The sequence below is a fragment of the Paenibacillus sp. A14 genome, assembly GCF_036864815.1.
Classification (GTDB): domain Bacteria; phylum Bacillota; class Bacilli; order Paenibacillales; family Paenibacillaceae; genus Fontibacillus; species Fontibacillus sanfengchensis.
In genome coordinates, this window is the sequence record NZ_JBAGJD010000004.1 from 397,749 (window position 1) to 410,539 (window position 12,791).

The 12,791-nt window shown below is 56.8% G+C and carries 11 protein-coding genes and 1 riboswitch; of the genes, 9 read left to right on the forward strand and 2 right to left on the reverse strand.

Annotated features, from left to right (window positions below; translation table 11 throughout):
• Positions 1 to 48: 48 nt before the first annotated feature.
• The 8 genes from V4U88_RS13280 to V4U88_RS13315 all read left to right on the forward strand — a co-directional run bounded on the left by V4U88_RS13280 (position 49) and on the right by V4U88_RS13315 (position 8,594).
• The gene (locus tag V4U88_RS13280; RefSeq protein WP_334073731.1) at positions 49 to 999 is read left to right on the forward strand and encodes a TRM11 family SAM-dependent methyltransferase; all 951 of its coding nucleotides are present in this window, start codon (positions 49 to 51) and stop codon (positions 997 to 999) included.
• A gap of 124 nt (positions 1,000 to 1,123) precedes the next feature.
• Positions 1,124 to 1,329, forward strand: a riboswitch (cobalamin riboswitch).
• Positions 1,330 to 1,525: 196 nt separating this feature from the next.
• A complete protein-coding gene (locus V4U88_RS13285; RefSeq protein WP_334073976.1) occupies positions 1,526 to 2,539 on the forward strand; it encodes an ABC transporter substrate-binding protein in 1,014 nt (337 codons plus the stop codon).
• Complete coding sequence (locus V4U88_RS13290) at positions 2,536 to 3,582, forward strand: FecCD family ABC transporter permease (protein WP_334073732.1); 1,047 nt, start codon at positions 2,536 to 2,538, stop codon at positions 3,580 to 3,582. The genes V4U88_RS13285 and V4U88_RS13290 overlap by 4 nt, the downstream gene beginning before the upstream one ends.
• Complete coding sequence (locus tag V4U88_RS13295) at positions 3,579 to 4,373, forward strand: ABC transporter ATP-binding protein (protein ID WP_334073733.1); 795 nt, start codon at positions 3,579 to 3,581, stop codon at positions 4,371 to 4,373. Before V4U88_RS13290 ends, V4U88_RS13295 begins: the two co-directional genes overlap by 4 nt.
• A 93-nt stretch (positions 4,374 to 4,466) precedes the next feature.
• Positions 4,467 to 5,567 carry a nicotinate-nucleotide--dimethylbenzimidazole phosphoribosyltransferase gene (gene cobT, locus V4U88_RS13300; protein ID WP_334073734.1) on the forward strand — a complete coding sequence of 367 codons (1,101 nt, stop codon included), beginning with the start codon at positions 4,467 to 4,469 and terminating at the stop codon, positions 5,565 to 5,567.
• A complete protein-coding gene (cobU, locus tag V4U88_RS13305) occupies positions 5,564 to 6,133 on the forward strand; it encodes a bifunctional adenosylcobinamide kinase/adenosylcobinamide-phosphate guanylyltransferase (RefSeq protein ID WP_334073735.1) in 570 nt (189 codons plus the stop codon). The genes cobT and cobU overlap by 4 nt, the downstream gene beginning before the upstream one ends.
• Positions 6,130 to 6,942: an adenosylcobinamide-GDP ribazoletransferase gene (cobS, locus tag V4U88_RS13310; protein ID WP_334073736.1), complete on the forward strand. Its 813-nt coding sequence runs from the start codon at positions 6,130 to 6,132 to the stop codon at positions 6,940 to 6,942. The genes cobU and cobS overlap by 4 nt, the downstream gene beginning before the upstream one ends.
• 50 nt (positions 6,943 to 6,992) lie before the next feature.
• The gene (locus V4U88_RS13315) at positions 6,993 to 8,594 is read left to right on the forward strand and encodes a cobyric acid synthase (RefSeq protein ID WP_334073737.1); all 1,602 of its coding nucleotides are present in this window, start codon (positions 6,993 to 6,995) and stop codon (positions 8,592 to 8,594) included.
• A 100-nt stretch (positions 8,595 to 8,694) separates the two neighbouring features.
• On the opposite strand, the gene V4U88_RS13320 is transcribed toward V4U88_RS13315, so the two are convergent.
• The gene (locus V4U88_RS13320; protein WP_334073738.1) at positions 8,695 to 10,386 is read right to left on the reverse strand and encodes a methyl-accepting chemotaxis protein; all 1,692 of its coding nucleotides are present in this window, start codon (positions 10,384 to 10,386) and stop codon (positions 8,695 to 8,697) included.
• A gap of 294 nt (positions 10,387 to 10,680) precedes the next feature.
• On the opposite strand from V4U88_RS13320, the gene V4U88_RS13325 reads away from it, so the two are divergent.
• Entirely contained in the window at positions 10,681 to 11,385 is a 705-nt protein-coding gene (locus V4U88_RS13325; RefSeq protein WP_334073739.1) for a queuosine precursor transporter, read from the forward strand.
• A gap of 312 nt (positions 11,386 to 11,697) precedes the next feature.
• Here the strand turns inward: V4U88_RS13325 and V4U88_RS13330 are convergent, their stop codons facing one another.
• Positions 11,698 to 12,783 carry a M24 family metallopeptidase gene (locus tag V4U88_RS13330; RefSeq protein ID WP_334073740.1) on the reverse strand — a complete coding sequence of 362 codons (1,086 nt, stop codon included), beginning with the start codon at positions 12,781 to 12,783 and terminating at the stop codon, positions 11,698 to 11,700.
• Positions 12,784 to 12,791 lie beyond the last annotated feature (8 nt).

Sequence of the window (12,791 nt, forward strand, 5' to 3'; positions counted from 1 at the left end):
CGAAAATGATCGGCTCTAAGCGAGGCAAAGTAAGAAGGAGACGGGAACGTGGACTTGAACGAGAAGCCCGATAGCTATATCTACCCCTACGCGTGTCATGAGAACGAGAGCGAACTATGCAGGCTTGAGCTTCACAGTTTGTTCGGATATGCCCCCAGAGCTCATTTTTTTATGGAAAGCGGAACTGCCATCGGAGCAAATCGGAGTCCTTTTATTTCCATGGAAATGAAAGTGCTGGGAAGATGCGGCTCCCTCGAGGGGATTCTCACTCTTGCGGAGAAGATCGACTTAAAGGGAAAGACTTTTAAAGTGAAATATATTAAAAACGGAGTCCCTTGCAGCTATGAGGACCAGCGTCAGTTGGAGAGAACAGTGGGAGCCCGGATCCGGGGCAGGGCGGAGATGCGGCAGCCGGATATCCTGTTCGGTCTTTTACACGACGGGGAATCATGGAGGCTAGGAGTCTGTCATCCCACGGACCCTATTTGGCAGAGACACAAACATAAGCCCCGGAATTATTCGACAGGGCTTTCCGCGGCTATGGCCCGGAGCCTGGTTAATATCGCGGTCCCCGCCACGGCCGGAATACGGGCGATCGATCCCTGCTGCGGGATGGGCAACGTTCTGATCGAAGCCCTTTCCATGGGGATCGAGATTGTGGGACGGGATCTTAATCCGCTCGCTATTCGCGGAGCGAGGGTAAATCTGGCTCATTTCGGGTACCGGCACGAAGAACTTGTCAGTATCGGTGATATGAATGAAATTGACGGGCATTTTGACGCGGCGATTTTAGATATGCCTTACAATCTATGCTCCGTTCTTCCTCTGGAAGAGAAGCGGGCGATGCTATCAAGCCTGCGCCGGTTCAGCGACATTTCGGTGGTCGTATCCACGGAAGAGCTGGAACCCGAGTTGGAGCGGGCGGGTTTTCAAATTCAGGGCTTCGCCAAAGTAACGAAGGGGGCTTTTGTGCGAAGCATCTGGGTATGCCATAGCTGATTGAGGGCTTATCACGAGCCAGCTGAATACTTGGACGAACCGCACAGCGGAGTCGCTCTTTCGTATTGTAAGTTTACGGCTTTTCCCCTATAATCCAAAAGAGATAGATCGCCTGGATTCAAGCGAATAAGAAGTACCCGTCGGTCCCGAAGCCCGCTTGTTTTGCGAGCCCAGGGTTAAAAGGGAAGCCGGTGAAAGTCCGGCACGGTCCCGCCACTGTATACAGGGACGCGCCCAAGCATGCCACTGTCTTACGCCACAGTACGACGGGAAGGCGGGCGTTCGTCGGTACCTGGAAGTCAGGAGACCTGCCCACGGGAATGTTAGACGGTCCTTCGAGGAAAGGATGACGTTCTGCTTAGAGGACGGACCCGAGCGTTCCGGCACAGGAACATGACGGCTCCGCTATAACTTTGTAGACGTAACCCATCCGCAGGATGGGTTTTTCTTCATGAAGAGACATCAAGTTTCGCTTTATGTCAGGCAGACCAGTCAAGAACTACAGAACACAGAAGGAGCGAAAGAGATGAAAAAGTGGACCAAGATCTGGGGGATCTGGCTTCTGGCCATTCTGTTGCTCGTCACCGCAGGCTGCGGGGCGAACGGTAAAAATTCCGCGGAGAACGGCAATGGCGGACAAGCTCAGCAGCAACAGGAAACGCCAAAGGATACGTCGAACGCAACGGACCAAGAGAGTCCGAAAACGACTTATCCGCTTACGGTAAAAGACGGGTACGGCAGCGAATTTACGTTCGAATCGGCGCCGCAGCGCATCGTGTCTCTGGCACCGTCGGAAACCGAAGGGCTGTTCGCTTTGGGGCTGGACGAGCAGATTGTCGGCGTTTCCGACAATGACGATTATCCGGAAGCCGTAAAAGACAAGCCGAGAATGGGCGGCTTCCAGGTTAATGTGGAAGCGGTCGTTGCGGCTCAGCCGGATCTGGTGCTGGCGGGGAACCTGGTTGGCGAGGATACGGTGAAGAGTCTGACGGATCTCGGTTTGAAAGTGTTCCGTTCCAACGCGAAAACGATGGAAGAGGTCATGGCGAACATCCGGTTGGTCGGGCAAATTACAGACCGTCAGAAGGAAGCCGGCGAGGTAACCGGCCAAATGCAGGCCGAACTGGATAAGGTAAAAGAAGCGGTGGGCAAGCTGCCGGCCGATCAGAAGAAAAAGGTCTATATCGAGTTCTCGCCAGGATGGACGGTCGGTAAGGGCGAATTTATGGATGAAATGATTACGCTGGCCGGCGGGGAAAATGTCGCTTCCGATATTAACGGCTGGAGCGAAATCAACGAAGAAAACATTATCAAGGCGAATCCGGATGTTATTCTTTACGCCAAAAGCGTCGTTGACGAGAACAACCGGACGCTCGCCGATATCATCAAGAGCCGTGGAGGCTGGGATAAGATCACCGCGGTTAAGGAAGGCCGCATTATCGGATTGGACGACAATTTGTTGAGCCGACCCGGTCCACGCGTGACCAAAGGGCTTATTGATGTGGCCAACGCGATTTATCCGGATTTGATTAAGCCGTGAGGACCAAACTGGCAGGCTACGGATTTATAGGCCTCGGGCTGCTGATTCTTACCCTGCTGGTCTGTGTGGGATTCGGCTCCGTCAAAATGCCGATCCTCGAGATCGCGAAGATCCTGCTGCATCGCCTTCCGGGCATCGGCCATTGGATCGAGCCGACCTGGAATACGGCTTCGGAGCAGATCGTCATGCAAGTCCGGCTGCCCCGCGTGCTCCTCGGCCTGCTGGTCGGGGCGTCCCTGGCGGTTGCGGGTGCGGCGTTTCAGGGCGTGCTGCGCAATCCGCTTGCCGAGCCGTTTACCCTCGGGGTTTCCTCCGGTTCTGCTGTGGGCGCGGCGGTATTGATTTTTTTCGGGTGGCAGTTTTCGATCATCGGGGTGTTTACCCTCCCGGTCGTCGCTTTTCTGACCGGGGCGGCTACGCTATGGATCGTCATGTGGCTGGCCCGGGAGAACGGCAAAATCCCGATCGAAAATCTGATCCTGTCAGGTGTGGTCATGCAGTCCTTCCTGGGTGCCGTCGTCTCGTTCCTGACGGCGATGTCCAAGGAGACCGTGAACCAGATCATGTACTGGACCATGGGGAGCTTGAGTCTGCGGGGATGGTCCTATACGGCCATCCTGCTTCCGTATCTGGCGCTGGGAGGATTGTTTCTCTGGAGCAGGGCGCGTTCGTTGAACCTGTTTGCCTTGGGGGAGCGGGAAGCGGCCCATTCCGGGCTAAACGTGGAATCGACCAAGCTGATCATTCTCCTCGTCGCTACGCTAATGACGGCTGCGGCGGTTTCCGTATCGGGGGTCATCGGGTTTGTCGGCCTCGTCGTGCCGCACATGATCCGGTTGATCACCGGACCCGACTATCGCCTGATTATCCCGCTCTCTGCGATCGGAGGCGGTATTTTCATGATGTGGAGCGATTTGGCGGCCCGTTCGTTGCTTGCGCCCACGGAAATCCCGCTCGGAATCGTAACGGCTTTTGTCGGAGCGCCGTTTTTTGCTTATCTGCTGTATCGTAAAAAAAGAGCAAGGGAGAAGGAGCTGTCATGATCCAGGTTAAGAAGGTCACCAAGTGCTACGGGAAATTCAAAGCCTTGCAGGACATTGACTGGAGCATTGCCCCGGGGGAGTTTTGGGGCGTGATCGGCCCGAACGGCAGCGGGAAAAGCACCCTGCTCAGCTTGCTTTCCGGCGTCGAAGCGCCCGATCGGGGGGAGATCTCCTTGGCCGGGCGCTCTTTGTCCTCCTACGGCCGAAAAGATCTGTCCCGGAAGCTGGCCGTGCTGCAGCAGGACGGGCTTCCTCCTATCGCATATACGGTCCGTGAAGTTATAGAGATGGGCCGGTTTGCTTTTCAGGATTGGCGTGGCCGGGAAAAACAGGGCGGCGCGGAGGAATTGCTTGAACGGATCATGAGGAGATTGGAGCTGGCCGATCTGGCGCATCGGCCGCTCAGCAGTCTGAGCGGCGGGCAAAGGCAGCGGGCCGCTCTCGCCAAAGTGATGGCCCAGCAGCCGGAGGTCGTTTTACTCGATGAGCCCACGACCTACCTGGATATCCGTTATCAAATGCAATTTATGGATCTCATCGCCGGTTGGCAGCGGGAAGAGGGCTTGACGGTCGTGTCCGTCATGCACGATTTGAACCTGGCTTCGCTTTACTGCGACCACCTGCTCGTGCTTAGCGGCGGGCGCATTTCCGGTCAAGGAACTCCGGCCGACATTCTCGTGCCCGAAACCTTGGAAAACGTGTTTCATGTGAAGTCTTACAGCATTCCTCATCCCGATTCGGGGTCTCCCCAGCTGCTGCTCCGGAAAGCGCAAGACTTCATGCCGCAATGAACGGTGGAGTGAAATCAATGCACCGTTGACGTCATAGGGATAAGCATTGATTTAGTATTGAATTTATGGTTATTCAAGGGAGGAATTTTTCCGATGGTTCGAAGCGTAATGGATATAGCCCGTTCGATTTCAGCACTGGATTTAAAGGCGTCTGCCGCAGCCCAGGCTCATTTGGACAGTTTGACCAAGCCCCCCGGCAGTTTGGGCAAGCTGGAATGGCTCGCGATAAAGCTGGCGGGCATCACAGGGCAAGTGACCCCTGCCTTCCCGAACCGCGCCGTCGTCGTCATGGCTGCCGATCACGGCGTATGTGCGGAGGGCATCAGCGCGTTTCCCGCCGAGGTCACTCCGCAGATGGTGGCGAATTTCCTCGCCGGCGGAGCCGCGGTAAATGTGCTCGCCCGACAGGCCGGCGCGGAAGTCATGTGCGTGGATATCGGCGTGAACGCCGATCTGGAGCATCCGGACCTGATCGCTAACAAAGTCCGGTACGGCACCGGTAACATCGCTATCGGTCCGGCGATGAGCCGGGAGGAGGCCGAGGCGGCGATCCTCGTCGGCGCCGAAATCGTGGAGCAGGCGGTTGCGCGAGGCATCGGGTGCTTCGTAACCGGGGAGATGGGCATCGGCAACACGACGGCCAGCGCGGCGTTGATGAGCGCATTTACCGGTGTTCCCCCACAGGACACCGTCGGCCGGGGCACCGGGATCAGCGAGGAACGTTGGCTGCATAAAGTGCGCGTGGTCGAACGCGCTCTGGAATGTAACCATCCCGATTCCGCCGATCCGGTCGGAACGCTCGCTAAACTGGGCGGCTTGGAAATCGCCGGCTTGACCGGCGTCATTTTGGGCGCCGCCGCAAACCGCTGTCCCGTGGTCATCGACGGCTTTATTTCCAGCGCTGCGGCGCTGGCGGCACAGCGGATCGCGCCGGAATCGGCCGGGTATATGATCGCTTCGCACGTCTCTCAGGAGCAAGGGCACGCCCAACTGTTAAATATCCTCGGGCTTGAACCGATGCTCCAGTTGGATATGCGTCTGGGAGAAGGAACCGGCGGTGTCTTGGCGCTTCATTTGCTGGACGCGGCCTGCCGGATTATGTCCGAAATGGCCACCTTCGAGAGCGCGGGAATTTCTTCCGCCAACGAGGAAGCACAAGAAGGAACCTCCGCAGCCGGGGAGAGCGGGTTATGATCGTGACGGTGACGGGAGGAGCCCGCAGCGGAAAAAGTTCGTTCGCCGAACGTTGGTGCATGAAGCATGCTCCGTCGGGATGGTATGTGGCAACCGCGCAGGCCTTTGACGAGGAAATGCGCTTGCGGATCGGTCGCCACCGCCTTCAGCGCGAGGACAGCCGCTACCCCTGGACAACGTTGGAGGAACCTCTTCGGCTCGCCGGGCTGCTGAAAGAATTGCCGGAACGCGCAGGCTTTTCTACGGACGCCTGCGTGCTGGTCGATTGCCTGACTCTTTGGCTGTCGAATATTCTTTTGGCCGCGGAAGCCGAGGGGCGGAGCACCGAGACTGCGCTTCTCACCGAGATTTCGCGGTTGCGTGAGGCGGTTGCCGGGTTTCCCGGAACAATCGTTCTGGTGACGAATGAAGTGGGCAGCGGGATCGTACCCGAGTATCCGCTCGGCCGCTTATACCGGGATTACGCCGGCATGCTGAATCAGAGGATGGCCGAAATATCGGACCAGGTCTTTTGGGTGACGGCGGGCATCCCGATCGAACTGAAAAGCAGGGAGTACTTGTTATGACACAAAAAGGACGGCCTGTCTGGGCCGCTTTTCAATTTTTGTCCCGGTTTCCGGTCAAGGCGGAGCTGGATTTTACGCCGGAGTTGCTTAAACGAAGCGTTAAGCACTACCCGTTGGTTGGCGCCGCGATCGGCCTGTCCGTATCGTTGGGAGGGGCTTTATCCGTTCAGGTGCTGCCTGCGTTTCCGGCGGCGGTGCTCGCTTTGATCCTTTGGGTCTGGCTGACGGGCGGCTTACATTTGGACGGCTGGATGGATTCGGCGGATGCTCTGCTCAGCTACCGTTCCCGCGAGAAAATGCTGGAAATTATGAAAGATAGCCGCGTGGGGGCGATGGGGGTGCTTGCCTGCGTGCTGCTGCTTCTGCTGAAGGCTTCGCTGCTGACCTCGCTGCTCACGGCGGGACCCCTGTCGGCGGGGGCAGCGCTGCTGACGGCCCCGGTATGGAGCCGCTGGTTTATGGCCTGGGCCATGTCCAAGTGGCCGACCGCCCGTGAGGGCGAGGGATTGGCGGGCCTGTTTCGCGGCCTAGACGCCAGGGTCGCGGCGCAGGCCGGGATCTATGCTCTGATGCTGACCGCCGTCGGTCTGGGTCTTGCGGCGGTGTTGCCTGGGGCCGGGCCTGGCGTGCTTCAGCTTGGCATTTATTTCGCTGCCGCTCCGGTACTTACGGCAGCTGCCGGATCGCTGGCTGCCGGCAAAATCTGTTCCAAGCTGGGCGGAATGACGGGGGACACCTACGGAGCATTGAACGAAGGGCTGGAGGTGCTGCTGCTTGTGCTGGCGGTCCTTGTCTTTAAGACAACATAGGCGGTTGGAAAGCCCCCCCGTGACAGTATCAGGAATGGAGATGGGATTTGATGAATGAAGCGGTCCAAAACCGGGGAGCGGAGCCGGGCAAGGGGAAAGTGCTTATGGTGCAGGGGACGGCCTCCGATGTGGGCAAAAGCGTGATTGTCACCGCGCTTTGCCGGATTTTTACCCGTGATGGATTCCGTACGGCCCCCTTTAAGTCGCAGAATATGGCTTTAAATTCCTATGTTACCGAGGATGGTTTGGAGATTGGCCGCGCTCAAGGAATTCAGGCGGAGGCTTGCGGTATTCCCGCGACGACCGATATGAATCCCGTGCTGCTCAAGCCTACCGGGGAAATGCGCTCCCAGGTGGTGGTGCATGGCAAGCCTCACGCTCATCTGAGCGCGGCGGGTTACCGGGAGGAGTTTCTGCCGATGGCCAAACCTCTCGTGATGGCGGCGCTTGGGCGGCTCCGGCAAACGTACGATATCGTCGTGATGGAGGGTGCCGGAAGCCCGGCGGAAATCAACCTGAAGCATCGCGACATCGTCAATATGAATCTGGCCGGATGGGCGGATGCGCCGGTGATTCTGGTGGCCGATATCGACCGCGGCGGCGTGTTCGCGTTTCTCGTCGGCACCCTGGAACTTCTGGAGCCGGAAGAGCGGGCCCGGGTCAAAGGATTTGTTATTAACAAGTTCCGGGGGGATCTGGCGTTACTGCAGCCGGGCCTGGACTGGCTCGAGGAGCGTACGGGCATACCCGTGCTGGGCGTACTGCCTTTTGTGCCGGACCTGGACATCGAGGCGGAGGATTCGGTCGTGCTGGACACGTATTCAGAGCGCCCGACAGCCGGCCGGGAGGTGGATATTGTGGTGATTCGCTATCCCCGGATATCGAATTTCACCGATTTCGATATCCTCTCCGCGGAACCGGACGTTTCTTTGCGCTATGTCCAGAACGCCGATCAACTCGGCAGCCCCGACATCATCATCCTGCCGGGAACCAAAGATACGATCGGTGATCTGGAGTTTTTACGGGAGCAGGGGCTGGAAAGCGCGATTCGGGATTGGATGGAGCGCAGGCCGGATGCCCGGCTTGTCGGCATTTGCGGTGGCTATCAGATGCTGGGCCGCCAGCTTCATGACCCTGACGCCGTGGAGTCCGTGGTTCCCCGCAAGGCGGCAGGGCTGGGCTGGCTGCCGGTGGAGACGACGTTTCTGCCGGGAAAAACGACAGTTCGTGTCGCAGGCAACACTCTGCCCGGGATTGCGGGCTTTGAAGACCCGGCCGGCGGCGGATTTCCGATCAGCGGATACGAAATCCATGCGGGCCGCACGGAATCGGTACGAGGCGTCAGACAGGCGTCGCAGGCCGAATCCGAAACGGCGCCGGTATTTCTTATCCGCGAGGCGGACGGATCCGATCGGTTCGAGGGAACCGCGCTTCAGAACGGGAGGGTGTTTGGCACCTATCTTCACGGGGTGTTCCAAAATGACGCCTGGCGGCGGGCCTGGTTGAACGGGGTGCGCGCGGACAAGGGGCTTCCTCCTTTGGAGTCGCGGGTAGCGGCCGCTTCACGGAAAGAGTCCGGATTCAACAGGCTGGCGGACCATGTCGAGGCCCATTTGGACATGCGGCGAATCTATAGCCTATTGGGCCCATAGTCTAGCAAACTTGAACAAGGCTCAAATATGTTACGTAAAAAAACGCCCACGTTTAAGGTACATCCTCAAACGTGGGCGTTTTGCGTCACGAAAAGTAAACTTATACTTTAAACTTCTCTACCGCATCTTTGAGCGAAAGCGCCTGGCTATACAGAGACTGGACTGTCTCGGTATGAAGCTCCATTTCGGAAATTTGCCGGTTGGCGTAATCGGCGATCTCCTTGATGCTCTTCAGCGATTTGTCCGTAATATTCGCGGCCTCTTCGACCGAAGCGGTGACTTCCTCCGTGCCGGCGGATACTTCCTGCGTGGAGGCGGAGACCGACTGAATCGTGGCATTGATGTTTTGAATCATTTCCGTCAGCTGGCCGAAGGCGAAGCCGGCCTGATCAACACGCTCGCGGCCGGACTTGATTTCGTTGCTCACGAGTTCCATGGCGTTTACGGAATTCATGGCCTCTTCCCGAATGCTGAGCAGATACTCTCCGATTTGGTCCGTCGCCGACCGCGATTGCTCCGCGAGCTTGCGGACCTCCTCGGCGACTACCGCGAAGCCCTTGCCATGCTCGCCCGCCCGTGCCGCTTCGATCGCGGCGTTCAGCGCCAGAATGTTGATCTGCTTGGTGATGTCCATAATCACGCCGACCACCGCGGCGATGGACTCCGAGCGTTCATTTAGAACGGAGATATAGCTGCGCGACTTGATTGCCGCCTGTTCGATCGTTTTCATCTGCTCAACGGCCGTATTGGCGAGCGAGTTGCCGGACTCGGCCTCCGCCGAAGCATGCCCGATCTTCTCCGTCACCGCGGCGGATGAAGTGGCGATATGCTGCACGCCCTGCGAGATTTCCTCCATCGCCCGGGCGTTCTCCGCCGCGGTGGAAGCGATCGTAAAGCTGCCTTTTTCGATCTCCATCGTCGCCGCGCCTGAACGTTCGGTTAACGCCTTGAAGGTGGATGCGGAGTGAAGCAGTTGATCGGAACCGTCTACAACGCTCCGGGAGGTTTCCAACACTTGGCCGATCATCTCTTTTAACTGCGCGGTCATAATCCGGAAGCTCTCGGCGAGCCGGCCGACCTCATCCTTGGAGGCAACCTCGATCTCCTGCCGGAAATCCCCTTGTGCCATCCGGCTTGTCACTTCCTCCAGCTTCTTGATCGGGTTGGTGATACGCCGGCTGTTGAGATAGGCGACCAGCATCCCGACGAGAATAACGAACAGGAAAATACCCATGCAAATCCACAAAATTTCCGATTTCTTATCCTCAATGAACGTGGCGTCCATACCTACGGCGAGCAGCGCCGAACTGCCCGGGAGAGCGATGTACGCGGTTTTATGGGAGCCGAATTGATCGGAATACAGCGGGCTGATGCTGGCCTTTCCTTTCGATTCGGCTTTGCGCATCGCCTCCTGAACCTCCATCTGATCGCCGACCTTCATCGGAGATCCGTCATTTACGCCGATTACGATGGCATGGTCCTCTTTCAAGTCCAGCAGGTAGGCCGTATGTAACTGAAATTCCTCCACTGTATCACTGAGATAGGATTCCACAACGATCCGGGAATTTTCCTTTCCGTTCAGCAATTGAAGGGCTTGGGTCGTATCCAGCTCTTTAAAAATATCTTTCGAGCTCGTTTGCAGCACCTTGTCAAATAGCGGCAACACATTCCGGTCGATAATCCCCATGGAGACATAGTAGAAACTCAGGCTGAACAACAGTGAAGACAAAACGATGACGATCGCAAACGTGGCCATGAACTTGTGGCCGATAGAACGATTCCTTTTTAGCATAGGAAGCCTCCCCTGTCCTTCTCCTAATTTTTTTGATTTCTTTGACTTGATCCGGTCACCTAGGAATTATGTCATGGTCCTAGTATTAATTAACCAGTGTTTATTAGGACTATTTTATAGAAAAAAAAGCCTTTTGAAAATGATATTTTTTATATTTTCATTTTTCATATTACCGCGAATGAAAATAAGGGATGGCAACCGGGCCGGAGATATGGTATCTTGGGACTTGCTGTAATCGAAAAGCAGCCGCGGTTCGAAACCATCCCGCGTAATCAAAACTAGGAGGAATTTCAGATGTTCAATATTGGATGGGGCATTTTTTATATGCTCGTCAATTTCGGCTTTTTCCTGCTCTGTTATCGGCTGTTTGGGAAGAAAGGCCTGTATGCCTGGATCGGCGTCGCCACCGTTATCGCGAATATTCAGGTCGTCAAGACCGTGGAAATGTTCGGCATCGTTATGACGCTGGGGAACACGATGTATGTGAGCCTGTACTTGACCAGCGATTTGCTGAACGAGAAATTTGGGCGCGAGGAAGCCAAAAAAGCGGTCTGGTTCGGCTTCTTCACCTTGATTATGACCACCGTCCTGATGCAGATGGTGCTGGCCTTTCAGCCGCAGGAGAGCGACAAGTCCCAAGAAGCGCTGCAAACGATTTTCGGCCTGATGCCGCGGCTCGCACTCGGAAGTCTCACCGCCTATTTTGTCAGTCAGTTTCTGGACGTTCGACTGTACTCGTGGATCCGGAAGTATTATCCGAAGCGCCACCAGCTGTGGATCCGCAACAACGGCAGCACGATGGTCAGTTCCTTTGTCGATACACTGATCTTCTGCTCCATCGCTTTTCTTGGGGAATACAGCTTCCGGGTTTGGTTGGAAATCTTGCTGACGACGTACGTATTTAAATTTGTACTCACGGCGGCGGGTACTCCGTTCCTGTATGTAGCCCGGAACTTCCGCCATGCGGAGGATGAGCCGGCCAAGGCGCTGCCGCAATAAACGGGCCATAACTTAAACAGACCCTCGGGCGGTTCGCCTGAGGGTTATTTAAACTATCCTTACCTGTGATTCTATCCACGCGGTACCCGCCGTACTCGTCTCGGGAGCCTTAACGGAAGCCGTAGCCGCTATTTTGGCCAAAAGGTCCACGTACCGTATTCTAACGGACGTATTAGCGCCTATTTCCGTGTTTTCGGTCATGGAACCCCCGAATCAACAGGAATAGCCGCTATCATTTCCGTAAGAAACACGCCCGGACCTAATTTCGCAAAATAGCGGCTATTACGTCCGTCGCAGAGCCCTTATCCTGCTTTACAGATAAAGCAGCTCTTTGGAAAAAGAGGTGAGCACTTCGACGCCGGACGCCGTTACGAGGCAATCGTCTTCGATCCGTACGCCGCCGACGCCGGGCACGTAGATGCCGGGCTCCACCGTAAACACGTTCCCTTCCCGGAGCGTATGCTCGTTCAGTCCGTGGATGGAAGGAAACTCGTGGACATCGATACCGAGCCCGTGGCCCAGCCGGTGGTTGAAATAGGGACCGTACCCGGCATCCTCGATCACGTCTCTCGCGGCCTTATCCAGCGAGGCGAACGTCGCGCCGGGCTGGATGGCGGCGATGGCCGCCCGGTTGGCCGCGAGCACCGTTTCGTAAATGCGAACCTGTTCCGGCTTTAACTCCCCGAACGCGAACGTGCGGGTGATGTCGGAGGCGTAGCCGGCGGCATAGACGCCGATGTCGAACATCACCAGGTCGCCGGGGCGCAGTTGACGTTCGCCGGGAACCCCGTGAGGCAGCGCAGTTTTTTCACCGAACAGTACCATGCTGTCGAAGGATGGGCCATCGGCTCCCAGCTTGCGGATTTGATACTCCACTTCCGCGACGAGTTCATGCTCCGAAACGCCTTCCTTGACTTGCTTGAGCGCTTGCTGCAGCACGTCTTCGATCAGCCGGACCGCATGGCGGATCCTTTCGACTTCGTCCGGGCTTTTGCAAACGCGCATCTCCCGCAGCCAAGGTCCGATATCCGTATATCCCGTCAAAGCCAAGGCTTCCTGCAGATGCTCCAGCCGGGACACCGTCATATATTCTTTTTCCAGACCCAGCGTGCCCGCCGGCGATTTCAAATGCTTGCTCAAAATTTGATACGGGCTGTCCGTATCGAGGTGGGTCACGATCGCCATACCGCCGGTGGCCGCCCGGGCCGCCTCTTCATCCAACGCGGGGACAACCAGAAACGGTGCGTCGCCGGGTTGAAAAACAACTCCCAGAAACCGTTCGTGCGGATTGCTGAGAAAGCCGGTTAAATAGTATACATGTTTGGGATCGGTGATCAGCAGGGTTTGGAGGCCATGCTGCTTCATTTGCCGCTCCAAAGCGGACCATTGCTCGGACATGCGGAAAC